Origin of the sequence: Burkholderia aenigmatica (assembly GCF_048627025.1) — a bacterium.
GTDB lineage: Bacteria > Pseudomonadota > Gammaproteobacteria > Burkholderiales > Burkholderiaceae > Burkholderia > Burkholderia aenigmatica.
In genome coordinates, this window is the sequence record NZ_CP184468.1 from 846,124 (window position 1) to 870,522 (window position 24,399).

General features: G+C 67.8%; 21 protein-coding genes. 12 read left to right on the forward strand and 9 right to left on the reverse strand.

Annotated elements, in window-relative coordinates; translation table 11 throughout:
- Nucleotides 1–141 precede the first annotated feature (141 nt).
- On the reverse strand, nt 142–1,329 hold the full coding sequence (locus ACN8ZM_RS04000) for an acyl-CoA dehydrogenase (RefSeq protein ID WP_043189404.1): 1,188 nt from the start codon (nt 1,327–1,329) through the stop codon (nt 142–144).
- 176 nt (nt 1,330–1,505) lie between these two features.
- Between ACN8ZM_RS04000 and ACN8ZM_RS04005 the strand changes: the two genes are divergently transcribed.
- Both ACN8ZM_RS04005 and ACN8ZM_RS04010 read left to right on the forward strand, forming a co-directional pair.
- Nucleotides 1,506–2,297, forward strand: a complete 792-nt coding sequence (locus ACN8ZM_RS04005; RefSeq protein ID WP_043189403.1) for an IclR family transcriptional regulator — start codon at nt 1,506–1,508, stop codon at nt 2,295–2,297.
- Between the two features lie 134 nt (nt 2,298–2,431).
- Entirely contained in the window at nt 2,432–2,842 is a 411-nt protein-coding gene (locus ACN8ZM_RS04010) for a GFA family protein (protein ID WP_205822789.1), read from the forward strand.
- Nucleotides 2,843–3,006: 164 nt separating this feature from the next.
- On the opposite strand, the gene ACN8ZM_RS04015 is transcribed toward ACN8ZM_RS04010, so the two are convergent.
- Nucleotides 3,007–3,810, reverse strand: a complete 804-nt coding sequence (locus tag ACN8ZM_RS04015; RefSeq protein ID WP_420210596.1) for an EAL domain-containing protein — start codon at nt 3,808–3,810, stop codon at nt 3,007–3,009.
- Nucleotides 3,811–4,174: 364 nt separating this feature from the next.
- On the opposite strand from ACN8ZM_RS04015, the gene ACN8ZM_RS04020 reads away from it, so the two are divergent.
- The 5 genes from ACN8ZM_RS04020 to fahA are packed head-to-tail and all read left to right on the forward strand — an operon-like array spanning nt 4,175 to nt 10,104.
- Entirely contained in the window at nt 4,175–5,836 is a 1,662-nt protein-coding gene (locus tag ACN8ZM_RS04020) for an FAD-dependent oxidoreductase (protein ID WP_420210597.1), read from the forward strand.
- A 28-nt stretch (nt 5,837–5,864) separates the two neighbouring features.
- A complete protein-coding gene (locus tag ACN8ZM_RS04025) occupies nt 5,865–6,095 on the forward strand; it encodes a DUF2783 domain-containing protein (RefSeq protein ID WP_420210598.1) in 231 nt (76 codons plus the stop codon).
- Nucleotides 6,092–7,453 carry an MFS transporter gene (locus ACN8ZM_RS04030; protein ID WP_043189392.1) on the forward strand — a complete coding sequence of 454 codons (1,362 nt, stop codon included), beginning with the start codon at nt 6,092–6,094 and terminating at the stop codon, nt 7,451–7,453. The genes ACN8ZM_RS04025 and ACN8ZM_RS04030 overlap by 4 nt, the downstream gene beginning before the upstream one ends.
- A 15-nt stretch (nt 7,454–7,468) precedes the next feature.
- A complete protein-coding gene (gene hmgA, locus ACN8ZM_RS04035; protein WP_175222314.1) occupies nt 7,469–8,803 on the forward strand; it encodes a homogentisate 1,2-dioxygenase in 1,335 nt (444 codons plus the stop codon).
- Nucleotides 8,800–10,104: a fumarylacetoacetase gene (fahA, locus tag ACN8ZM_RS04040; protein WP_420210599.1), complete on the forward strand. Its 1,305-nt coding sequence runs from the start codon at nt 8,800–8,802 to the stop codon at nt 10,102–10,104. Before hmgA ends, fahA begins: the two co-directional genes overlap by 4 nt.
- 114 nt (nt 10,105–10,218) lie before the next feature.
- Here fahA and ACN8ZM_RS04045 read toward each other — a convergent pair whose 3' ends face one another.
- The 5 genes from ACN8ZM_RS04045 to ACN8ZM_RS04065 all read right to left on the reverse strand — a co-directional run bounded on the left by ACN8ZM_RS04045 (nt 10,219) and on the right by ACN8ZM_RS04065 (nt 15,830).
- The gene (locus ACN8ZM_RS04045; protein WP_089449992.1) at nt 10,219–11,379 is read right to left on the reverse strand and encodes an MFS transporter; all 1,161 of its coding nucleotides are present in this window, start codon (nt 11,377–11,379) and stop codon (nt 10,219–10,221) included.
- A 93-nt stretch (nt 11,380–11,472) separates the two neighbouring features.
- Nucleotides 11,473–12,642, reverse strand: a complete 1,170-nt coding sequence (locus tag ACN8ZM_RS04050) for an MFS transporter (RefSeq protein ID WP_420210600.1) — start codon at nt 12,640–12,642, stop codon at nt 11,473–11,475.
- Between the two features lie 250 nt (nt 12,643–12,892).
- Entirely contained in the window at nt 12,893–13,636 is a 744-nt protein-coding gene (gene bluB / locus ACN8ZM_RS04055) for a 5,6-dimethylbenzimidazole synthase (RefSeq protein WP_420210601.1), read from the reverse strand.
- Nucleotides 13,637–13,817: 181 nt separating this feature from the next.
- Complete coding sequence (locus tag ACN8ZM_RS04060) at nt 13,818–14,816, reverse strand: 2-hydroxyacid dehydrogenase (RefSeq protein WP_043189380.1); 999 nt, start codon at nt 14,814–14,816, stop codon at nt 13,818–13,820.
- A 30-nt stretch (nt 14,817–14,846) separates the two neighbouring features.
- Nucleotides 14,847–15,830 carry a LysR family transcriptional regulator gene (locus ACN8ZM_RS04065; RefSeq protein WP_205822783.1) on the reverse strand — a complete coding sequence of 328 codons (984 nt, stop codon included), beginning with the start codon at nt 15,828–15,830 and terminating at the stop codon, nt 14,847–14,849.
- A 755-nt stretch (nt 15,831–16,585) separates the two neighbouring features.
- Between ACN8ZM_RS04065 and ACN8ZM_RS04070 the strand changes: the two genes are divergently transcribed.
- Nucleotides 16,586–17,797, forward strand: a complete 1,212-nt coding sequence (locus ACN8ZM_RS04070; protein ID WP_089449996.1) for a pyridoxal-phosphate-dependent aminotransferase family protein — start codon at nt 16,586–16,588, stop codon at nt 17,795–17,797.
- 27 nt (nt 17,798–17,824) lie between these two features.
- Here ACN8ZM_RS04070 and ACN8ZM_RS04075 read toward each other — a convergent pair whose 3' ends face one another.
- The gene (locus ACN8ZM_RS04075) at nt 17,825–18,760 is read right to left on the reverse strand and encodes an AraC family transcriptional regulator (RefSeq protein ID WP_043189372.1); all 936 of its coding nucleotides are present in this window, start codon (nt 18,758–18,760) and stop codon (nt 17,825–17,827) included.
- A 136-nt stretch (nt 18,761–18,896) separates the two neighbouring features.
- On the opposite strand from ACN8ZM_RS04075, the gene ACN8ZM_RS04080 reads away from it, so the two are divergent.
- The 3 genes from ACN8ZM_RS04080 to ACN8ZM_RS04090 all read left to right on the forward strand — a co-directional run bounded on the left by ACN8ZM_RS04080 (nt 18,897) and on the right by ACN8ZM_RS04090 (nt 21,208).
- Nucleotides 18,897–19,787, forward strand: coding sequence for a DMT family transporter (locus ACN8ZM_RS04080; protein WP_043189370.1), 891 nt, complete (start codon nt 18,897–18,899; stop codon nt 19,785–19,787).
- A 142-nt stretch (nt 19,788–19,929) separates the two neighbouring features.
- On the forward strand, nt 19,930–20,601 hold the full coding sequence (locus ACN8ZM_RS04085) for a hypothetical protein (protein ID WP_420210978.1): 672 nt from the start codon (nt 19,930–19,932) through the stop codon (nt 20,599–20,601).
- Nucleotides 20,602–20,611: 10 nt separating this feature from the next.
- Nucleotides 20,612–21,208, forward strand: coding sequence for an RES family NAD+ phosphorylase (locus ACN8ZM_RS04090; RefSeq protein ID WP_420210602.1), 597 nt, complete (start codon nt 20,612–20,614; stop codon nt 21,206–21,208).
- Nucleotides 21,209–21,288: 80 nt separating this feature from the next.
- On the opposite strand, the gene ACN8ZM_RS04095 is transcribed toward ACN8ZM_RS04090, so the two are convergent.
- On the reverse strand, nt 21,289–22,503 hold the full coding sequence (locus ACN8ZM_RS04095; protein WP_043189362.1) for an MFS transporter: 1,215 nt from the start codon (nt 22,501–22,503) through the stop codon (nt 21,289–21,291).
- 338 nt (nt 22,504–22,841) lie between these two features.
- Between ACN8ZM_RS04095 and xdhA the strand changes: the two genes are divergently transcribed.
- Nucleotides 22,842–24,386 (forward strand): xanthine dehydrogenase small subunit, encoded by a 1,545-nt coding sequence (xdhA, locus tag ACN8ZM_RS04100; protein ID WP_420210603.1) that lies wholly within the window; start codon nt 22,842–22,844, stop codon nt 24,384–24,386.
- The last annotated feature ends 13 nt before the right edge of the window (nt 24,387–24,399 follow it).

A 24,399-nucleotide genomic window follows, 5' to 3' on the forward strand; every position in this document is an offset into this window, starting at 1 on the left:
GCGTGAACGCGGTACCGGGCCGGCGGCCCGGTGCGCGGCTCCGATGAAAAAACGGCCCGCCCGGCAGTCATGCCGGGCGGGCCGTGTCTTTTGCGCGTGCTCGTGCGCAGCATGGCTGCCGCGCACGCCGCACCCGGACGATCAGAAGAACGCCTGGATGCCCGTCTGCGCGCGGCCGAGGATCAGCGCGTGGATGTCGTGCGTGCCTTCGTATGTGTTGACCACTTCGAGGTTCACGAGGTGGCGTGCGACGCCGAATTCGTCCGAGATGCCGTTGCCGCCGAGCATGTCGCGCGCGAGCCGGGCGATGTCGAGTGCCTTGCCGCACGAGTTGCGCTTCATGATCGACGTGATCTCGACGGCCGCCGTGCCTTCGTCCTTCATCCGGCCGAGACGCAGCACGCCTTGCAGGCCGAGCGTGATTTCGGTCTGCATGTCCGCGAGCTTCTTCTGGATCAGCTGGTTCGCGGCGAGCGGCCGGCCGAACTGCTGGCGGTCGAGCACGTACTGGCGCGCGGTGTGCCAGCAGGACTCGGCGGCGCCCAGCGCGCCCCATGCGATCCCGTAGCGGGCCGAGTTCAGGCACGTGAACGGGCCGCGCAGGCCGCTCACGTTCGGCATCAGGTTCTCTTCCGGGACGAATACCTCGTCGAGGACGATCTCGCCGGTGATCGACGCGCGCAGCCCGACCTTGCCGTGGATCGCCGGTGCCGACAGGCCCTTCCAGCCTTTCTCGAGGATGAAGCCGCGAATCGCGTCCTTGCCGTTTTCTTCCAGCTTCGCCCACACGACGAACACGTCGGCGATCGGCGAGTTCGTGATCCACATCTTCGCGCCGGACAGCGAGTAGCCGCCGGGCACCTTCTTCGCGCGGGTGACCATGCTGCCCGGATCGGAGCCGTGGTTCGGCTCGGTCAGCCCGAAGCAGCCGATCCATTCGCCGGTCGCGAGCTTCGGCAGGTATTTCTGCTTCTGCGCGTCGGAGCCGAATTCGTGGATCGGCACCATCACGAGCGACGACTGCACGGACATCATCGACCGGTAGCCCGAATCGACACGCTCGACTTCGCGGGCGATCAGCCCGTAGCTCACGTAATTGAGGCCGGGGCCGCCGTATTCCTCGGGAATCGTCGGGCCGAGCAGGCCGACTTCGCCCATCTCGCGGAAGATTTCGGCGTCGGTACGTTCGTGGCGGAACGCTTCGGTGACGCGCGGCGCGAGCTTGTCCTGCGCGTAGGCTTGCGCGGCATCGCGCACCATCCGCTCTTCTTCGGTCAGTTGCTGGTTGAGCAGCAGCGGATCGTCCCAATGAAAAGTTGCAGCACTCATCGTCTCATCTCCTGTCGGCCCGAGTTGGCGCTTCAGCGCTTACTCGGGTCCCATGCTTTGCGGTCGGCCCGAGTTGGCGCTTCAGCGCTTACTCGGGCCCCATGCCTAAAGTTCGCTTGACTCAAGTTCCGCTGTGCGGAACAATGTTTTGCAAATCGAACCCAGTGTAGCACCAGATGACACTTTCAACCATCGACGAAACCACGATCGACGAACGCAAGTTCGTCGTCGCGCTCGCGCGCGGGCTCGACCTGCTGCGCGCATTCCGGCCCGGCGAGACGATGCTCGGCAACCGCGACTTCGCGGAGCGCACGGGGCTGCCGAAGGCGACCGTGAACCGGCTCGCCTACACGCTGACCGTGCTTGGCTACCTGCGCTACGACGAGACGCTCGGAAAGTATGCGCTCGACGCCGGCGTGCTGTCGCTCGGCTACGCGCTGCTGTCGGGTTCGGGGACGATCGACCTCGCGCGGCCGCACATGCAGGCGCTTGCGCGCGACATCGGCGCGGCCGTGTCGCTCGGCTGTCGCGACGGGCTCGACATGATCTATCTGGAGACGATCCGCAGCGAGACCGCGCTGACGCTCGGGCTCGCGCCCGGTTCGCGACTGTCGATGCTGACGAGCTCGATGGGGCGCGCGTACCTGGCCGTGCAGCCGGAGGACGTGCGCCGCGCGCTCTATGCGGAGCTGCATCGAGCGGCGGGCGGTGCGGCCGACGCCGATGCGCTCGTCGCCGCCGCGCAGCACGCGGTGGCCGAGTTCTCGGCAGGCGGTTGCTGTTATTCGTTCCGGGCGTGGCACATGGACGTCAACGCGGCGGCCGTACCGTTTCGCGAGCCGCGCGAGGGGCGCTGGCTGATTCTGAGCTGCAGTGGCCCCGCGTCGTCGATGGACGAGGACGTGTTCCGGACGCAGATTGGACCGAAGTTGAAGACGCTCGCGCAACGGCTCGGGCAGACGGCCTGAGCACGGCGGCGCGCGGTACGGGGCCGTCGTCGGTCCGGACGGTCACGGGCGAGGGCGGCACCGTCGCCGGCGGTTGTGCCGCACGCGAACCGCGCGCATGATCGTTCGCCAACTCACCGACGAAGAGGCTGGCCATGTCTCACGCAGAACCGATGGAAGGCGGATGCGCATGTGGCGCGATCCGGTACCGGATCGCCCACGTTCCGGTCGACGCCGGTTTTTGCCACTGCCGGCTTTGCCAGCGCACGACCGGCGCGGCGGTCGTCGCGTCGGCATCGGTGCCGATCGACGCGTTCGCTTACCTGCAAGGTGAGCCGACGGTCTACGCGTCGAGCGCGTGGGGCGAGCGACGCTTCTGTGGCCGCTGCGGCGCGCAGCTCGAATACCGGCTCAGCGATACACCTAAAACCGTCGAGATCAATTGCGCGACGCTCGATGAGCCGGCGCGGCTGCGTCCGGCCTGGCATGTCTGGTACGGGGATCGCTATCCAGGCATCGAGATCGACGACGATCTGCCCAAGTACGACGACGGCGGAAGGGTATAAGCGGTAACCGCCGGCGCCGGAAGCGAAGGGCGCCCACGAAGCCGGTCTTTCAGCGAGGTCAGCAACAACCCGCCGGACATCGGACGGCCGGTCAAGCCAGACGACCCGATCCTCCCGACACATCACCCGCGCCCCACATCGGGCGTGCCGGCCACCTCATCCACTCACGCCGTCACGACCTTCGCAAACACGGGCCCCTGCATGAACCGCACGTCGTGCTGGCGCAGCAGTTCGCACTGCGTTTCGTCGACGACGCCGTCGAAGATCAGCGGAATCCGCACGCGCTGCGCATACGCGACGAGCGCCTTGACCATCCCGTCGCGCAACGCAATGCCCGCATCCATCTTGATGTAGTCGGGGCGCGCCATCTCCGATTCGACCGCGAGGATGCGGCCCGGGTCGGGCAGCTTGTCCGCGACCTTGAAGCCGTGATGCTGGTAGCTGCGTGTCAGGTAGCCGAGGAAGGTCTTGTGCGCGACCGCGACCGCCGGCAGCTCGATCACGATCCGCTCGCTCGGCAGCCCGAAGCGCTGCAGCACCGACGAGAAATGCTTGCCGTGGTCGTACTTCACGCTCTTCAGCAGCCGTTCGTGCACGCGCAGGAACAGCAGCCCGTGGCGCTGCGCGCCGAAGAAGTTGATCGAGTGCAACGTGCGCGACAGGCGGTCGATCGCTACGAGCGTCTGGTCGTCGACGGCCGAGTCGACCGGATCGTGCGGCGCGCCCGTGACGACGGTGACGGCCTGGAACCCGAGCTCGTCGCCGTAGCGCTCGATTGCGTCGGCGAACGACGTCGATTGCGGCGCACCCGGCATCGTCACGTCGTAGATCGGTTCGTAGGCGCTGCCGAGCGTGCGCTCGGGCAGGTTCGCGCTGGCGGTGCCGCCATCGGCGAGCATGAGGTGATCCCGCAGATACGGCAGTTGCCCCGCACGGGCGACCAGCTCGGGAATGGTGGGCGGAATCATCGGCGTAAGAAGGAAAAACGGCGGCCGAACGGGCCGCCTCGTAGCTTGATATTAGCAGCGCCGGCCAAGCTCGGCTTGGCGTTTCGTTCATATGGTTATCCCGTCCTCGATGCTTCGCCTAGGGTTTACGTTGATTTCACTATTCGTAATTGGTTTTACTATTCGTAAATCCAAGATTTGTCGCCGATCAAGAAATGCGGCATGCGGGCGCCGCGAAACGGCGCCGTTCACGAATCAACAGGAAGCAAGGAGCGAGACGTGGCGGTTGACAGGAATGGCACGCGGGACGGCGGCGCGGCGCGCCGGCAGGCGACGGACGGGATGACGGGCGGCCCGGCGCGCGCCCGGCTGGGTTGAGGGGTGGATGGCGACCATGAGCATCGATTACCAGACGCTGAAGTTCGAATACCGCGCGCGTGCGCAGGACACCGCCGTTCACCCGGTGATCGTCGTCGGCGCGGGCCCGGTGGGCCTCGCGGCCGCGATCGACCTCGCGCAGCAGGGCGTGCCCGTCGTGCTGCTCGACGACGACGACACGCTGTCGACCGGCTCGCGCGCGATCTGCTTCGCGAAGCGCACGCTCGAGATCTTCGACCGGCTCGGCTGCGGCGAGCGCTTCGTCGACAAGGGCGTGAGCTGGCACGTCGGCAAGGTGTTCCTGCAGGACGAGCAGTTGTACGCGTTCGACCTGCTGCCCGAGGAAGGGCATGCGCGCCCCGCGTTCATCAACCTGCAGCAGTACTACGTCGAAGGCTATCTGGCCGACCGCGCGTTCGAGCTGCCGAACATCGACATCCGCTGGAAGCACAAGGTGACGGGCATCGACCAGTCGGCCGAACACGCGGTGCTGACGATCGAAACGCCGGAAGGCGTCGCGACGCTGCGCGCGCAGTACGTGATCGCGGCCGACGGCTCGCGCAGCCCGATGCGCACGATGATGGGCCTCGAAAGCCACGGCCGCACGTTCAAGGACCGCTTCCTGATCGCCGACGTGAAGATGAAGGCGGAGTTTCCGACCGAGCGCTGGTTCTGGTTCGATCCGCCGTTCCATCCCAATCAGTCGGTGCTGCTGCATCGCCAGCCCGACAACGTGTGGCGCATCGACTTCCAGCTCGGCTGGGATGCCGACCCCGTCGCCGAGAAGCAGCCGGAACGCGTGATCCCGCGCGTGCGCGCGCTGCTCGGGCCGGACGTCGAGTTCGAGCTCGAATGGGTGAGCGTCTATACGTTCCGCTGCCAGCGGATGGAATCGTTCCGTCACGGCCGCGTGCTGTTCGCGGGCGATTCCGCGCACGGCGTGTCGCCGTTCGGCGCGCGTGGTGCGAACAGCGGCGTGCAGGATGCGGACAACCTCGCGTGGAAGCTGAAGCTCGTGCTCGACGGCCGTTCGGCCGACAGCCTGCTCGACACGTATGCGAGCGAGCGCGAGTTCGCGGCCGACGAGAACATCCGCAACTCGACGCGCTCGACCGACTTCATCACGCCGAAGAGCCCGGTGTCGCGCGTGTTCCGCGACGCGACGCTGAAGCTTGCGCGTGACTGCGAATTCGCACGCAAGCTCGTGAACAGCGGCCGCCTGTCGGTGCCGGCGGTGCTGGCCGATTCGCCGCTGAACACGCCGGACCGCCACGGCGACGCCTTCGCGGGCGCGATGCGGCCGGGTGCCGCGGCAGCCGATGCGCCGGTGCGGACGCAGGGCGCGTCGGGCTGGCTGCTGCAGCATCTGGGCAGCGGCTTCACCGGCGTGCTGTTCGGGTTGCCGGGCGATGCGGCCGCGCTTGCGCAGGCGCTCGACGGCCTCGCGCTGCCGGTGCGGCCCGTGCTCGTCGTGCCGGCCGGGCACGCGCAGCCGGTCGCGGGTGTCGTCGTCGTGGAGGACGTCGACGGCTTTGCCGCGCAACGCTACGACGCGAAGCCCGGCACGTTCTACCTGCTGCGCCCCGACCAGCATGTCTGCGCCCGCACGCGCGCGCTCGACCGTCAGGCGCTTGCCGACGCCCTGGCGCGCGCGACCTGCGCACGCTGAAAACGATAAAGACACCGGAGACTCCGTCATGCCCTCACTCGACACCCGCCCGCGCCTGGCTGACCCGGACGCGTTCTACGAAGCGCTGATCGACATGCATCGCGACCTGTCCGACGCCGACAGCCAGCTCGTCAACGCGAAGCTGATCCTGCTGCTCGCGAACCAGATCGGCGACGCCGACGTGCTGCGCGAAGCGATGACGCTCGCGCGGCAGGGCGTGACGCCGCACGTGCATCCGGCTGCCGAGGTCGCGCAATGAGTGCGGCGCCGGCCGACGCACGCGTGCTCGAAGTCGAGTGCGTGATCGACGATACCCATCGCCCGGGCTTTCACTGGATGTTGCTCGTGTTGTGCGGGCTGTGCCTCGTGATCGACGGTTTCGATGCGCAGGCGATGGGCTACGTCGCGCCGAGCGTGATCGCCGAATGGGGCGTGCCGAAGCAGGCGCTTGGGCCCGTATTCAGCGCGAGCCTGTTCGGGATGCTGCTGGGCGCGCTCGGGCTGTCGGTGCTGGCCGACCGGATCGGGCGGCGCCCGGTGCTGATCGGCTCGACGCTGTTCTTCGCGGTGACGATGCTCGCGACGCCGTTCGCGGGCTCGATCCCGGTGCTGATGGCGCTGCGCTTCGTCACGGGCCTCGGCCTCGGCTGCATCATGCCGAATGCGATGGCGCTGGTCGGCGAGTTCAGCCCGGCTGCGCATCGCGTGAAGCGGATGATGATCGTGTCGTGCGGCTTCACGCTCGGCGCGGCGCTCGGCGGCTTCATCAGCGCCGCGCTGATTCCGGCCCTCGGCTGGCGGTCGGTGTTCTTCGTCGGCGGCGCGGTGCCGCTCGTGCTGACGGTCGCGATGATCGCGCGGCTGCCCGAGTCGCTGCAGTTCCTGGTGCTGAAAGGGCGCGTCGCGCAGGCGCGCGACTGGCTCGCGCATTTCGCGCCGCAGGCCGGCATCGATGCGAATACGCGGCTCGTCGTGCGCGAGCGCGCCGCGACCGGCGCACCGGTCGCCGAGCTGTTCAGCCATGGGCGCCTGCCGGTCACGCTGCTGCTGTGGGCGATCAGCTTCATGAACCTGATCGATCTGTACTTCCTGTCGAACTGGCTGCCGACCGTGATGCGCGACGCGGGCTATTCGCCCGGCACGGCGGTGATCGTCGGCACGGTGCTGCAGACGGGCGGCGTGGTCGGCACGCTGTCGCTCGGCTGGTTCATCGAACGCCACGGCTTCGTGCGCGTGCTGTTCGCATGCTTCGCGTGCGCGGCCGTGTCGGTGGGGTTGATCGGCTCGGTCGCGCATGCGCTGCCGTGGCTGCTGGTGGTGGTGTTCGCGGGCGGGTTCTGCGTGGTCGGCGGGCAGCCGGCCGTCAACGCGCTCGCGGGCCAGTATTACCCGACGTCGCTGCGCTCGACGGGCATCGGCTGGAGCCTCGGCATCGGCCGGATCGGCTCGGTGCTCGGGCCGCTCGTCGGCGGACAACTGATTGCGCTCAACTGGTCGAACGGCGCGCTGTTCCATGCGGCCGCGGTGCCCGTATTGTGCTCGGCGCTGTTCGTCCTCGGGCTTGCCGGTGTGACGCGGCGCAACGGCGCGCAGGCGCCGAACGCCGCGATGAATTGAGGGAGAAAGGAAACGATGACGCTTGATCTGTCGAAACCGGCGACCGCCGGCTACCTGAGCGGTTTCGCGAACGAGTTCGCGACCGAGGCACTGCCCGGCGCGTTGCCGCACGGCCGCAACTCGCCGCAGCGCGCGCCGTACGGGCTGTATGCGGAGCAACTGTCGGGCACGGCATTCACCGCGCCGCGCGGCCACAACCGACGCTCGTGGCTGTACCGCATCCGCCCGGCGGCCGTGCACCGGCCGTTCGAGCCGTACGCGGGCCCGCAGCGGCTCGTGTCGGAATTCGGCGATTCGGTCGACGTGCCGCCGACGTCGCCGAACCAGCTGCGCTGGGATCCGCTGCCGATGCCGGTCGATCCGACCGATTTCGTCGACGGTCTCGTGACGATGGCCGGCAACGGGTCAGCCGCCGCGATGAACGGTTGCGCGATCCACCTGTATGCCGCGAATCGCTCGATGCAGGATCGCTTCTTCTACAGCGCGGACGGCGAACTGCTGATCGTGCCGCAGCAGGGGCGGTTGTTCATTGCGACCGAATTCGGCCGGCTCGACGTCGAGCCGTTCGAGATCGCGGTGATCCCGCGCGGCGTGCGTTTTTCCGTCGCGCTGCCGGACGGCGACGCACGCGGCTACATCTGCGAAAACTTCGGCGCGCAACTGCGCCTGCCGGATCTCGGCCCGATCGGCTCGAACGGTCTCGCGAACCCGCGCGACTTCCTGACGCCGCAAGCCGCGTACGAAGACCGCGAAGGCGCGTTCGAGCTGATCGCGAAGCTGAACGGCCGCCTGTGGCGCGCGGACATCGGCCATTCGCCGCTCGACGTCGTCGCATGGCACGGCAACTACGCGCCGTACAAGTACGACCTGCGCCTGTTCAACACGATCGGCTCGATCAGCTACGACCATCCCGATCCGTCGATCTTCCTGGTGCTGCAGTCGCAGAGCGATACGCCGGGTGTCGACACGATCGACTTCGTGATCTTCCCGCCGCGCTGGCTCGCAGCCGAGGATACGTTCCGCCCGCCCTGGTTCCACCGCAACGTCGCGAGCGAGTTCATGGGGCTCGTGCACGGCGCGTACGACGCGAAGGCCGAAGGCTTCGTGCCGGGCGGCGCGAGTCTGCACAACTGCATGTCGGGCCACGGGCCCGACGCGGACACGTTCGAGAAGGCGTCCGCGAGCGACACGACGAAGCCGCACAAGGTCGACGCGACGATGGCGTTCATGTTCGAAACCCGCACGCTGATTCGGCCGACACGCTACGCGCTCGACACCGCGCAGCTGCAGGCCGACTACTTCGAATGCTGGCAAGGCATCAAGAAACATTTCAATCCGGAGCAACGATGAGCGATACCCAAGACTGGCGCGCGACGCTCGACCCGGCTCGCAAGAGCTGGGTCGAGACGGCGAACGATCCCGCCTGCGATTTCCCGATCCAGAACCTGCCGTTCGGGATCTTCAGCGATGCGAAGCAAGCGTCGCGCCGTGCAGGCGTGGCGCTCGGCGACCAGATCGTCGATCTCGCGGCGCTCGCGCGCGCGGGCCTCGTTACGCTGCCGGCCGGCGCCGATGCGTTCGCCGCGCCGACGCTCAACCCGTTCATCGCACTGGGCCGCGACGCATGGCGCGGCGTGCGCGTGCAGCTGTCTGATTTGTTTTCGCGCGACAACGCGCGGTTGCGCGACGATACGGCGCTGCGCGCGCAGGTGCTCGTCGCGCAGCGCGACGCGACGCTGCATCTGCCGGTCGACATTCCCGGCTATACCGACTTCTATTCGTCGAAGGAGCACGCGACCAACGTCGGCTCGATGTTCCGTGATCCGAAGAATGCATTGCTGCCGAACTGGTCGGAGATGCCGATCGGCTACAACGGCCGCGCGTCGTCGGTAGTCGTGAGCGGCACGCCGGTGCGGCGTCCGAACGGGCAACTGAAGCTGCCCGACCAGGAGCGTCCGGTGTTCGGTGCATGCCGCAAGCTCGACATCGAACTCGAGACGGGCTTCATCGTCGGCCAGGGCAACGCGCTCGGCGAGCCGATCGCGTGCGAGGATGCGGAAGCGCATATCTTCGGGATGGTGCTGCTGAACGACTGGAGCGCGCGCGACATCCAGCAATGGGAATACGTGCCGCTCGGCCCGTTCAACGCGAAGACGTTCGCGACGACGATCTCGCCGTGGATCGTCACGCTCGACGCGCTCGAACCGTTCCGCACTGCGCAGCCGGAGCAATCGCCGCAGCCGCTCGCGTACCTGCAGCATGCAGGCAAGCATGCGTTCGACATTGCACTCGAAGTGACGCTGCGCGAGGAAGGGGCGGCCGAAGCAACCTCGATCTGCCGCACGAACTTCAAGCACATGTACTGGACGATGGCGCAGCAGCTCGCGCATCACACGGTCGCGGGCTGCAACACGCGAGTGGGCGACCTGATGGGTTCGGGCACGATCAGCGGGCCGACGAAGGATTCGTTCGGCAGCCTGCTCGAACTGACGTGGAACGGCAAGGAGCCGGTCGCGCTGAACGGCGGCGGCAGCCGCGCGTTCATCGAGGACGGCGACGAGCTCACGCTCGCCGGCTGGTGCCAGGGCGACGGCTATCGCGTCGGCTTCGGCGCGTGTGTCGGCACGATCCTGCCGGCGTTGAAGGCGTAACGCGCAACGTGGCGCGAGCATGAGCGAGACGGCCCGCATTGCGCGGGCCGTCGTCGTTTCGAAGTGAGCGTATTTAGTGAAAGGGCGGCGCGCGGTGGCGTGCTCGCGCCCGCGTCAGACCGCGCGTTGCAATGCGGCGCGACGTTCCCACAGCGCGGCCGCGACGAACGCCGCGACGCAGACGACCAGCACGCCGACCAGCGCGTTGCTGCCCAGTTGCTCCATCAGCGCACCGGCGACCAGCGGGCCGCCGAAGCTCGCGGCGCTCCACGATGCCGACACGAGCGAGCTTGCGGTGACGAGCGCCGCACCGCGGAAGCGTTGGCCGCACGCGACGAGCGACAGCGTATAGATGCTGCCGGCCGCCGCGCCGAGCACGAACAGCAGCGGCCAGCACAGCCACGGATTCGCGATCACGAACGGCAGCAGCGGCAGGCCCGCGAGCACGATCCAGCCTGCGCCGAGATGCACGCGTTCGCGGCCGAGCTTGTCCGCGAGCCAGCCGATCGGGAACTGCATCGCGGTATCGCCGAACAGCATGATCGACGCGAGCAGCACGGCCGTGGCACTCGCGACGCCGTGATCCATCGCGTAGAGCGGCAGCAGCGACAGCGCGAGCGTATCGAACAGCGCGAAGAAGCCGGTGCCGATGATCAGCGCGGGCATGCGCGGCAGCACGGCGAGCCAGTGATCGTGCTGCGCGTGATGCGCGTCGTCGCCGGCGAGCGGCGCGCGACGGATCGTCGCGAGCGTCGGCAGCGCGAGCAGGAACAGCGCGCCGCACAGCGCGAAGCGGATGCTCGTCGCGCCCGCGATCTGGCTCACGAGCACGGGGCCCGCCATCTGGAACAGCGTGAAGTTGGTCGCGTAGATCGCGACGACGCGGCCGCGCGTCGAATCGTCGGCGAGCTGGTTGACCCACGCTTCGCCGATCGTAAACAGCAGCATCAGCGCCGCGCCGCACAGCACGCGCAGCGCGCCCCACAGAATCAGGTTCGACGTGAACTGCATCAGCGCGGTGGCGGCCGCGAGCAGCACGACCGACACGACGATCGCGCGGCGCGAGCCGATGTGTCGTGCGAGCGCGGTGACGAACGGGACGATCGCAAGGCCGCCGAGGGCCTGCGCGGCCGTCAGCATGCCGACGACGTTGGTGCCGTGCCCGGCTTCGGTCAGCGCGAGCGCGGTGAGCGGCAGCGTGGCGCCGGTGCCGAGACCGACGACCGCGACGCTCAGAATGAGGGCGAGGAAATCGCGATTAAGAATGGCTTTCATCGGGCGCGATGCTACACCTCGGACCTTGAAAGGTCCATGAAGGCCATCAGCTTCGAGTGGAGTTGTGTACGCAACGATTTCAACAGGGTTGAGTTACACGTATTCGGTCGGCACGGCCACCGGGCGGCGTTCGAGCGACGCCGACCACAGCGTGAGCGCGAGTGCCGCGACGGCCATCGCGACGCCGACCCACGGCAGGTTCACGAGCGACATGCCGGAGCCGATCGCCATCCCGCCGAGCCACGCGCCGGTTGCGTTGCCGAGGTTGAACGCGCCCTGGTTCAGCGTCGACGCGAGGTTCGGCGCGTCGCTGGCGCGGTCGACGATCAGGATCTGCAGCGGCGGCACGATCGCGAACGCGAGGATGCCCCACACGAAGATCGTCGCGAGCGCGGCGAACGGCAGGTGCATCGTGCCCGCGAACAGCGCGAGGATCACGCCGATCAAGGCGAGCGTCGCGATCAGCGACGGCATCCGGCGCCAGTCGGCGAGCTTGCCGCCGAGCGTGCCGCCGACCGTCAGGCCGAGGCCGAACAGCAGCAGCACGTAAGTGACCTGGCGTGGCGAGAAGCCCGTCACGTCCTCGAGGATCGGCGTGATGTACGTGAACACGCTGAACAGGCTGGCCGATGCGAGCACGCTGATGCCGAGCACCATCAGCACCTGCGGATGCTTCAGCACGCTGAATTCGCGCGTGATGCTGGTGTCGGGCATCGCGAGGTTCTTCGGCAGGCAGACGGCGAGCGCGGCGGCCGCGGCAATGCCGATGCCGGTGACGGCCCAGAACGTCGCGCGCCAGCCGAACGCCTGGCCGAGCGCGGTGCCGAGCGGCACGCCGAGCACGTTCGCGAGGGTGAGGCCGGTGAACATCAGCGCGATCGCCTGCGCGCGACGGTTCGGCGCGACGAGGTTGCTCGCGACCACCGAGCCGATCCCGAAGAACGCGCCGTGGCAGAACGCGGTGACGACGCGCGCGACCATCAGCACCGCATAGCCCGGTGCGATCGCGCAGAACAGGTTGCCCGCGATGAACAGCCCGATCAGGCCCATCAGCGCACGTTTGCGCGGCATCTTTGCGGTGACGATCGCGAGGATCGGCGCACCGATCGTCACGCCGAGCGCATAGCCGGACACGAGCATCCCGGCGGCCGGGATCGACACGCCGAGGTCGCGCGCGACATTGGGCAGCAGCCCCATGATCACGAACTCGGTGGTACCGATTCCAAATGCGGCGACGGCGAGGGCGAAAAGAGGTAAAGGCATCGCGGTAGGCTCGGGAAAAGCCGCCGCTCGGGCGGGCGCGGGATGCGCGGGACGGGCGGACGGTAAGGCGAACGGTAAGGCGAACGACAGCCGCGATTCTACTTCAGTGAAAACCCCTATGCTTGGGGCCAAAACGGATGTTGCCGGCGTGCGACTGGGCAGTGCGCGAGACGCTCACAGTGTGGGATTCGACGCGGTTTGCGGCGGCGAATGCGCCGTGGGCGGAGCGATGACGGCGGCGGGGTGCTCGTCAGGCGGCGCGTTCGGGGGATCCGTCGACACGGGTGGGTGAGGCGCCTGCTGCGTCCGCGTCCGCATCCACGGGCGACGACGGCGAGCCGGCGGCATCGCTCGCGGCCGGATCGTCCCAGCCGTTTTCGAACAGGCACGCTTCGATCGGCATCCGCGCAGCCCAACGCTCCTGCTCGAGCATCGGCTTCGCGTAGAACGCGTCGACGTGCCCGACGCACAGCACGGCGATCGGCTTCGCACCGTCGGGCATCCGCAGCAGCGCGCGCAGCGCGTCGACGTCGAACAGCGATACCCAGCCCATTCCGAGCCCTTCGGCGCGGGCTGCGAGCCACATGTTCTGGATCGCGCACGCGGCGGACGCGAGATCCATCTCCGGCAACGTGCGGCGGCCGAACACGTGGCGCTCGCGGCCGTCGGCGAGCGCGACGACCAGCAGCTCGCCGCATTCGCGCACGCCTTCGACCTTCAGCCGCATGAACTCGTCCTGGCGCTCGCCGAGTGCGTCGGCGGTCGCGCGGCGCTCGGCCTCGACCAGCGCATGGATCGCGGTCCGCAGCGCGGGATCGGTGATGCGGATGAAGCGCCACGGCTGCATGAAGCCGACGCTCGGCGCGTGATGCGCCGCGCGCAGCAACCGTGCGAGCACGGCCGGATCGACAGGGGCCGGCGTGAAGTGGCGCATGTCGCGCCGTTCGAAAATGGCGCGGTAGACGGCGGCGATGTCGGAGTCGTCGAAACGCATGAGCGGGAGGGGGGCGGGATAACGTCGGCGCAACGATAGCAGACGGCGCGCGGGAATCGTTACATCAGTCGAAACAAAGCGCGAAATTGTTGATGCAAAAGATCGCGTTTTCAGTGCCGATCAAAAGCAAACGATTGCGGTGGCGCCGGTCACCGTGAAATGGGCCGATTTCGTCGATTTGTCAGCGATTCGCCGTCACGACGTTCTGCGGCGTGCCCGCATGCCACGCCTCGATGTTCAGCAATGTGGTGTGCGCGATCTCGGCGAGCGCCTCGCGCGTGAAGAACGCCTGGTGCGACGTGACGATCACGTTCGGGAACGTCAGCAGGCGCGCGAGCACGTCGTCCTGCAGCGGCAGGTCGGAGTGATCCTCGAAGAAGAGCCCGCTTTCCTCTTCGTACACGTCGAGCCCGAGATGGCCGAGCTGGCCGCTCTTGAGCGCGTCGACCAGTGCCTGCGCATCGACGAGGCCGCCGCGCCCGGTGTTGATCAGCATCGCGCCGTGCTTCATCCGCGCGAGCGTCCGTTCGTTGATCAGATGGTGCGTCGACGGCAGCAACGGGCAGTGCAGGCTGACGATGTCGGCGTGGTGCAGCAACTCGTCGAGCTCGACATAGCGTGCGCCGAACGCGATCAGCTCGTCGTTGTACGGCGGCACCGAGTGCGCGAGCACATGCATCCCGAAGCCCATCATGATCTTCGCGAACACGCTGCCGATGATGCCGGTGCCGATCACGCCGACGGTCTTGCCGTGCAGGTCGAAGCCGAGCAGGCCGTTCAGCGAGAAGTCGCCTTCGCGGGTGCGCGCGACGGCGCGCGGCAGGCGGCGGTTGAGCGCGAGGATCAGCGCGACCGCGTGCTCGGCCACCGCGTGCGGCGAATAGGCGGGCACGCGCACGACCGTGATGCCGAGCCGCTCGGCGGCGGCCAGGTCGACATGGTTGAAGCCCGCCGAGCGCAGCGCGATCAGGCGCGTGCCGCCGTCCGCCAGCCGCTCGAGCACCGCCGCGTCGACGGTGTCGTTGACGAACGGGCAGACGACGTCATAGCCATGCGCGAGGATCGCGGTTTCCGCGTCGAGGTGCGACGGCTGGAAGTGCAGCCGATAGCCGAACCGCCGGTTGGCGGCAGCAAACGAATCGTCGTCGTACTGCCGGCTGCTGAACAGGATCACGCGCACGCTGCACCTCCGATGGCTGACGCGCGCAGTTTACTGCAGGCCCGTGACGATGTCGGCGCGCTCGGGCCCGCGCGGCGGCAGCAGGAAGCCGTAGTCGGTGCGTTCGCGGGCCGGCTGCGCGCTGAAGTGATCGAGCGCGTGCTCGACGAAGCTGCGCGTCCGGGCGGGCACGTACTGGCGGTTCGGGTAGACGAGCGACAACTGCGTGTCGGGATCGTCGATCCGGTAGCCGGCCATCAGACGCACGAGCGTGCCGTTTGCGAGCGCGCTGGCGACGCACGGCTCGGGCAGCACCGCGATGCCGGCACCGGCCACGGCGGCCGCCTGGACGAGCGCGAGCTGGTTGACCGTGCAGGCCGGGCGCACCGTGACGGAATGCGCGATGCCGTCGTGGCCGACCAGTTGCCACGCGGGCGCATGCTGGTGCGGCGCGAGCGTGACCCAGTCGTGGCCCGGCAGGTCGTCGGGCACGCGCGGCTCGCCGCGTCGCTCGAGATAGGCCGGCGCCGCGACCGCGACGAACGGGTTCGGCGCGAGCGCGTGGCCGACCAGCGTCGGGTTGCCGTCGAGCCGGTTGCCGGTGACGATGCCGACGTCGTAACCCGAATCGAGCACGTCGAGCGGCCCCTCGGCGACGGTCAGTTGCACACGCAATTCGGGGTAGCGATGCCGGAAGCTGCTGACGAGCGGCGTCAGCGCAAGCGGCGACAGCAGGCCCGACGCGACGACGCGCAGCGTGCCGGCCGGTTCGCGCACGGCATGCGCGACGGACGATTCGAGGTGGTCGAATTCCTCGAGCAGCGCGCGACACCCGTCGAGGTAGCGCACGCCGGCCTCGGTGAGCGACAGGTTGCGCGTGGTGCGGTGGATCAGCCGTGTGTTCAGGTGGCCCTCGAGCATCGCGATCGAACGCGTGACGAGTGCATTGGACACGCCGAGATGGTGCGCCGCGCGCCGGAAGCTCTGCTGCTCGGCGACGCAGACGAATACACGCATGGTCTGAATCTGGTTCATGGCTTGCGTATTTCTGGCCCGGTTGATTGATTATGGTTGTGGTTTTTCGTCGCGCAACCCCGAAAGCGCATCGCGCGACACCCAGTTCTCCCTCGTATCGAAAAATCGCTTTTTTCGATTCCGCAGACGATTGTTCAATACGGAAGCGATATCCGTCAACCTGAGAAAAGGGGCGGGTTGCGAAAAATCGAATTCGGGGGTAACGCGCTAAACCCGGCGCTGTCTCGCACGTCTGCCGTTCAAAGACGGCGGGGTATTCGAATAACCATGGAGGTATCGAATATTTCGTATGTTAATCAATAGGTTGCAATCCAGAGTGGCAGACTTGTTCCGGTATTGACGGGAAGCGATACCCAATACATGCCGGAATAATGGATGTTTTTCGCCCGTGCGCGGATTTTTCGTATCGGATTCCGTTCGGCGATTTTTATCGTGGATCCGGTCTATTTCGCTCGATACAAAGTCTCGCTGAACCGGCGATCTCGGCGAATCGCGCTGTTATTGACGGAGTAAATCGTGTACTTGCTGCACGAATGGAACCGTTTCACAACCCGGCCGGCAATCTTTTTTCAATCCGGATGATTGGCGTGCGACCCGCGCGCGGCCGGCTGGCCCGGTGCGGCGACCGGGCCACCGTTACGCTGTCCGGCCGCGGGTGCCTCTTGCGCGAGGCGGCGGAACGCGGAATGATCGATCAGTTCGCCATGTCGTGCGGCGGGCGCCCGTGCACTTCCTTTCCTCACTTTTTACCAGCCATGTCCATCGATTACTCGCCGATTCCCTGTCCCGTCGTCGTGCCGCTCGACGCGATCCTGCCCGAAGAACCGCTGCTGATGATGGGGGCCGGCCCGGTTCCGATCCCGGCTGCCGTCGCGAAGGCGAACACGATCGTGATCAACCATCTCGGCGCGACGATGGCGAAGATCATCGAGCAAGTGAAGGAAATGGCGCGCTACGTGTTCCAGACCCGCACGAAGTGGGTGCTCGGCGTCGCGGGCCCCGGTTCGGCCGCCATGGAAATGGCGATCTCGAACCTCGCGTGGCGCGGGACGCGCGTGCTGTCGATCCGCAACGGCTTCTTCAGCGCGCGGATGGCCGAGATGGCCACGCGCGTCGGCGCCGACGTCTCGACGCTCGAAGTGGCCGACCGCGCGGTCGCGAGTCTCGACGAGATTGCCGACGCGATCGCCCGCGAGCGGCCCGAGATCGTCACGATCGTGCAGGGCGAGACGTCGAACACCGTGTGGAACCGCGACCTGCGCGACATCGCGGCGCTCGCGAAGGCGGCCGGTGCGCTGGTGGTCGTCGATGCGGTGTGCACGCTGTCGACGATGCCGCTCGAAATGGACGCGTGGGGCATCGACGCGGTGATCACCGGCGGGCAGAAGGGGTTGTCGTCGATCCCGGGCGTGTCGCTGATCGCGTTCTCCGACGCCGCCTGGGACCGGATGAAGCAGCGCCCCGAGCCGAATGCGCACTGGTGTCTCGACATGGCGCTCGCGGAAAATTTCTGGCACAACGCGGGCTATCACTACACGGCGCCGGTGTCCGGCGTGCTCGCGCTGCACGAGGCGCTGCGGCTCGTTTGCGCGGAAACGCTCGAAAGCCGCTTCGCACGCCACCTGCGCTGCTCGCTCGCGCTGCAGGCGGGCGTCGAGGCGATGGGGCTCAAGCTCTATGCGCCGAAGGACTGCCGGCTCAATTCGGTGGTCGGGATCGAGACGCCCGAGGGGCTGACGCCCGGGATGGTCTGCGGCCATATCTCGAAGCAGTACCAGGTCGAGATTTCGGGCTCGTTCGGGTTGCCGATCGTGCGGATCGGCCAGATGGGCGAGCAGTGCCGCGAACACAACCTGTTCCGCACGCTGCACGCGTTCGGCCGCACGATGGTCGACCTGAAGGTGCCGGTCGATCTGCCGGCCGGTGTCGCGGCGCTTGAACAGGAACTGTCGCAGCGCGGCGCGTAAGCCGCGAAACGACGAGAGGGGCCGCGCTCAGCGGCCCTGCATCGCGCGCCGGTACGTATTCGGCGTCGTGCCGTGCGCGTCGCGAAAGCGATGGCTGAAGTGGCCGGCGTTCGCATAGCCGCAGTCGGCCGCGATCTGCGCGAGCGGCAGCGCCGTCGTGCGCAGCAACTCGCGCGCTCGCGCCAGCCGTTGCTCGGCCACCCACGCGTGCGGTGCGCGGCCGAACGACAGCCGGAACATCCGCGAGAAGTGGTACTCGGACAGCGCGGCGACGTCGGCGAGTTCGCCGAGCGTCAGCGGTTGCGTCAGGTAGGTGTCGATGTAGTCGCGCACGCGGCGGCGCACGGCCGGCGCGAGCCCGCCGCGGAACGACGTGTCGGTGCGCGTCGTGCTCTGCCCGCGCAGCAGCAGGCTCAGCACCTCGTGCGCGGTCTCGTTCACGCGCAGCCGTTCGTCGGCATCGTCCCAGCCGTCCAGTGCGAGCGAACGCAGCAGCGTCGCGACGCGCGCATCCTCGAAGTAGGTGCGGTCGGCGAGCTTCAGCTCGCGCGGCTCGCGGTCGAGTTCGCGGATCGCGCGCTGCGTGAAGTGTTCGGGCAGGAAATACAGGTGGATGAAGTGCATCTCGCCGCGCACCCACCAGCGCGATTCATGGTCGCCCGGCAGCGCGCACAGCAGGCTCGGCGCGCCGTAGCGCGGCACGCGCTGGCGTTCCGTCCGGTAGCCGCCGTCGAGGTAGCACGACAGCGTATGGTGGCCGGGCTGTTCGTAGACCGTCTCGCTTTCGTCGGTGATCCGCGTCCATTCGGCGATCGCGAGATGGTCGCCGAGCCACGCGAAGCGCTCGAGCGTCGCGTTCGCGTCGGCGAGCGTGCGGCAGACCGACTGCAGGCCGAACGGCAGATCGCCGCCGGCCAGGGCGGCGGGGTGATCGACGGGCGGGGCGGACAGGGAGAGGCTCATGATGGGCCGAGTATAAGCGGGTGCGCGGCGCCGCGTGCGGCGACCCGAAAAAGACCGCAATTCCGGACAATCGGCGCGCGCCGGGCGGCGGCATAGTCGGGATCCGTTTCACCTGTTTTTTCGGATCGTTGCCACCATGAACCTGTCGCTTTATTTCGTCACCGTGCTGATCTGGGGCACCACCTGGATCGCGATCAAGTGGCAGCTCGGCTCCGTGCCGCCGCCCGTGTCGATCGCATGGCGCTTCTGGCTCGCGGCCGCCGTGCTGTTCGCGCTGCTGCGCGTGATGCGCCGGCCGGTGCGCCCGCCGCGCGAAGCGTGGCGCTTCCTGCTGGCGCAGGGCTTCGCGCTGTTCTGCCTGAACTTCCTGTGCTTCTACTATTCGGAGCAGGTCGTGCCGAGCGGCCTCGTCGCGGTGATTTTCTCGACTGCGCCGCTGTTGAACTCGATCAACGGCCGGCTGTTCATGGGCCGTCCGCTGCGGCCGTCGGCGATCGCCGGTGCGCTGCTCGGGCTCGCCGGCATCGCGTGCCTGTTCTGGCAGCAGATGGCCGGCCATCTCGACGACCACGCGACCTGGACGGGGCTCGCGATCGCGTTCGCGGGCACGATGTGCTTCTCGGCCGGCAACCTGCTGTCGAGCCGGATGCAGTCGATGGGGCTGCACCCGCTCGTGACCAACGGCTGGGCGATGCTGATCGGCGCCACGATCCTGACCGTCGGCAGCGCGGTGGCCGGGTTGCCGTTCACGCTCGACACGAGCCCGCGCTATCTCGGCGCGCTCGTCTACCTGGCCGTGCCGGGCTCGGTGATCGGCTTTACCGCGTATCTGACCCTGGTCGGCCGGATTGGGCCGGAGCGTGCCGCGTACTGCACGGTGCTGTTCCCGATCGTCGCGCTGGCCGTGTCGACCGTGTTCGAGGGCTACCAGTGGTCGCCGCTCGCGGTGGTCGGGCTGCTGCTGGTGGTGGCCGGCAATCTGGTCGCATTCGACCTGACGCGGCGGTTGTTTCTGCGCACGGCCTGACCGGGAGGCGGCTGTCTGCGGGGGCCCGATGCATCGGTCGTCCGCCCGGAGCTGGCAGTCTTGGGTACGCAGAAAAGTTGACGCGGTTGACTTGGTTGCGAGGCTGACCTATCCTTCATCCTGATCGTGAAAGGAGGCGATGATGGTTCGGCATGCGCAAGCGCTCGAGGGCGCCGATGTCATCCTCGATGTGGATACCGAAGTGGCGCTGCGCTGCGCCGTCGGCGCAGCGACCATGCTCGGGCCGGACAAGGCCCGCGCATTGCTCGAGCTGTCCGACGCGCAACTGGGCCATCTGTTCAAGGTCGGTATCGCTCAGGTCATCGATCTTGCCGGTGTCGTCACTTTCGGGATCGCCGCCGCGGCGACCCGCGACAGGAAAGCGCCCGGCCGCGCGAAGCCGAATCCGAAGCCGGCCGCGTACGAGGGCGCCGTGCTTTCCGAGGTCGAGCGGATTGCGTTGTCCGAGCGGCAGGCGCTGGTGGCCGCCGGCAGGTTGTTGCCGGCCGCCGAACTCTGGGCGGGGCTGGGCATTACCCGGCAGGCGCTCAACAAGGCGCTCGTGTCGGGGCGGATTTTCACGGTGGACGTCGGGGCCGCGCAATACTATCCGGCCTTCTATCTGGCAGGCGACATCGATCGCAAGACGCTGGGCAAGGTGACGCAACAACTGGGCAGCCTGCCGGGCTGGAGCAAGTGGCAGTTTTTTACGACACCGAAGGCTTCGCTCGGTAACGTCACGCCGCTGAAAGCCTTGTCGCAAGGGCAGGTCGAGCGGGTGGAGCGCGCGGCGGCAGCCTTCGCGGAACGCTAGGAGCGCGCGGTTGACGCTGGCGGCGCCGGGCAGGCATTTCGCGCATGCAACGCTGACGACGAAAGAAGTCGCGCCTGCCACGCTGCTCCGTATTTCACGCTACGACACCGACGAGCCCTACTTCGGCAGGTCGGGTGGTAACCGGTTCGACGATCCGCGCAAGCGGGGCAGGTTCGGCACCTGCTATTTCGGCTTCGACCTGCATTGCGCGTTTGCAGAGACGGTGCTGCACGACGAAGTCGCGGATCTCGAACTCGGCGGGTTCCCGCTCGTGACGGCGGAATTGGAGCGCTACGTGCTGTCCTTTACGGGTTCGCCACTGAACGTGGCCGTCCTGCACGGTCTGCCGCTGAAGAATCTTGGCGGAGACGGGGCGCTGTCGACTGTCGTGCCCTACGACATCCCGCAACAATGGTCCGCCGCCGTGCACCGGCACGACCAGCGGGTCGACGGCTTCCTGTACATGTCGAGGCACCTCAACACGTCGGAAGCGCTTGTCCTGTTCGATCGCGCCGCGTCCAAGCTTGAACGCGCGGCTGCAGTGCCGTTTCGCCATCATCCGGAAGCCGCCCGCGTGCTGCGCGAATTCAACATTCTGCCGCGCTAGTCTGTGCCGCAGCGGCCGGCGGATGGCTGATGTACCCGCCCTTTGCGCCCGGCGGGCTGAGCCCGCCGAACCTTGCTCCGTCAGGCCGCCGCGCTGCTCCCTTCGACCCGCGCCTGCCGCTGGTACAGCACCATCGACAGCGCCACGCCCGCGGCCGCCGCCGCCGCCGCGAACAGGAACACCTGCGGGTAGCCGAACGCGCCCGCGACATAGCCGGCGAGCGGGCCCGTGATGCCGAGCGACAGGTCGAGGAACACCGAATACGCGGACAGCGCCGCGCCGCGGCTCGCGGGCGGTACGAGCGCGACGGCCTCGACGCCGAGCGCCGGGAAGATCAGTGCGAAGCCGAAGCCCGTCAGCGCGGCGCCGACGAGCGCGACGTGCGGCACGGGCGCGAGCCACAGCAGCACGAGGCCCGAACATTCGAATGCGAACGACACGATCGCGACGCGGAAGCCGCCGTAGGTCTTGATCGTGTTCGCGAACAGCAGGCGCGCACCGATGAACAGCGTACCGAACACGGTCAGCGACAACGCGGCGTTCGGCCAGTGGCGCGCCGCGTAGTACAGCGTGACGAAAGTCGCGATCGAGCCGAAGCCGGCCGAGCCGAGCGCGAGGCCGAGGCCGTGCGGCAGCACGCGCGTGAACACGCTGGCATACGACATCCGCTCGCCGTGCACGAGCGGCACGGAAGCGATCAGGCGCGCGAGGTAGAAGCCGGTTGCGGCCAGCGCGATCACGATCACACCGATCAGCGCCGGATTCAGCGTATGCGCGATCGCGACGCCGACCGGCGCGCCGAGCGCGAGCGCGCCGTAGGTCGCGATGCCGTTCCACGAGATCACCTTCGCGTTGTGCGTGACACCGACCCGGCCGATGCCCCACAGGATCGCGCCGGTGCCGCACAGGCTCTCGCCGACGCCGAGCACGAGCCGGCTCGCGACCAGCAGCACGAGGCTCGCGACCGGCCAGTGCGCGAGCAGCAGCGCGACGAGCAGCAGCACACCCGACACACCGCAACCGACCAGCCCGCGCGACACCGTCTGCTTCGGGCCGAGCGTATCGGCCAGGCGCCCGGCGAGCGGCCGCGACGCGAGCGTCGCGAAATACTGGACGCTGATCGCGCCGCCCGCGACGATCGCGGAAAAACCGAGGTCGTCATGGACGAAGCCCGGCAGCACCGCGAGCGGCAGGCCGATGGTCAGGTAGCAGATGAACGTGAAGCAGACGACGGACACGATTTGCAGCGTGACCGCGAACCCGCTGCGCGGCGGTGTGGCGGAATCGGTTGACATGGGGTCGGAACGAATGAACGAAACGGACGGGAGACGGCGAAAAAGGGAATCGGGATTTTCCCATGGAACCGGTTTTCACGCAGGTACCATTTAGTTAATCGCGACCTGTTTTTGAGGATGACGGACGGTTGCGGGGGCGCAGGGAAGGGACCGGGAGCCCCGCGTGGAAAGGCCGCCGGGCGGCCCCGGCGCTCATATCGCGGCAGTTATATGGGCCCCATGCGTGATGGGCTATGGGTTGCGGAATTTGATGGTGATAGCGTGCAAACTGTCAGAAAAACGTCGGTCGAGCGCACTGCGCAGGCCGCCTTGCCCCCCATTTGAAGAACCATCGAGACATGAGTGAGCCGATCCGCTTCTACCATCGTCACGCGATCCGCGAAGTCAGCGGCGCGGACGTTACCCGCACCGTGCTGCAATACCTGCGCGAGGACGCGCATTGCACCGGCACCAAGGAAGGCTGCGCGGAAGGCGACTGCGGCGCGTGCACGGTCGTCGTCGGCGAGCTGACCGACGCTGGCGCGGTCGAGTTCAAGGCCGTCAACGCATGCATCCAGTTCCTGCCGACGCTCGACGGCAAGGCGCTGCTGACGGTCGAGGATTTGCGTCAGCCGGACGGCTCGCTGCATCCGGTGCAGCAGGCGATGGTCGATTGCCATGGTTCGCAATGCGGGTTCTGCACGCCCGGCTTCGTGATGTCGATGTGGGCGCTGTACGAGAAGCACGGCCACGAAGGTTGCGGCAGCGCGTGTGCGAAGGCGAAGGACGTGCCGACGCGCACCGAGATCGCCGATGCGCTGACGGGCAACCTGTGCCGCTGCACCGGCTATCGCCCGATCGTCGATGCGGCCGTGCAGATGTTCGATGCGCCGGCGCCGTCGGCGCCGGTCGACACGGCCGCGCTGGCCCGCACGCTCGCGTCGCTCAAGCGCGACGATACGTTCGACTACACGACGATCAACGGCGCGCGCTTCGCGGCGCCGCGCACGCTCGACGCGCTGGCCGCGCTGAAGGCCGAGCGGCCCGACGCGCGCATCCTCGCAGGCAGCACCGACATCGGCCTGTGGGTCACCAAGCAGATGCGCCGGCTCGACGACCTGATCTACGTCGGCCAGATCGCCGAACTGCAGCGCCTCGTGGAACGCGGCGACTGGATCGAGATCGGCGCGGGCGTGACGGTCGAGAATGCGTATGCGGCGCTGGCTGGTACGTATCCGGAGCTGATCGAGATGTGGAAGCGCTTCGCGTCGTTGCCGATCCGCAATGCCGGTACGATCGGCGGCAACGTCGCGAACGGCTCGCCGATCGGCGATTCGATGCCGGGCCTGATCGCGCTCGGCGCGCGCGTGGTGCTGCGCGGCGGCGACACGGTGCGCGAGCTGCCGCTCGAGGCGCTGTACACGGGCTACCAGCAGAAGGACATGGCGCCGCACGAATTCGTCGTCGGCCTGAAGGTGCCGACCCGCACCGGCGCGCGCGAGAAGCTGCAGTTCCGTACCTACAAGCTGTCGAAGCGGTTCGACTCCGACATCTCGGCCGTGTGCGCGGCGTTCGCGTTCATCGCGGACGGCGACATGATCCGTGAGCCGCGCATCGCGTTCGGCGGGATGGCCGCGACGCCGAAGCGCGCGGCCCACACGGAAGCCGTGCTCGACGGCGCGCAGTGGCACGAAGCCACCGCGCAGGCCGCGATGCAGGCGCTCGAGCGCGACTACCAGCCGCTGTCCGACATGCGCGCGACGAACACGTACCGCCTCGATACCGCGAAAAACCTGATGTACCGATTCTGGCTGGAGACGCGCCCGCACGACCCGCTGCCGCCGCAAGCCCTGAATGTGCGTGAAGTGGCCGCCGAAGTCGGCACCGACGCGGCGCGCGTCTGAAGACGGAGAACAC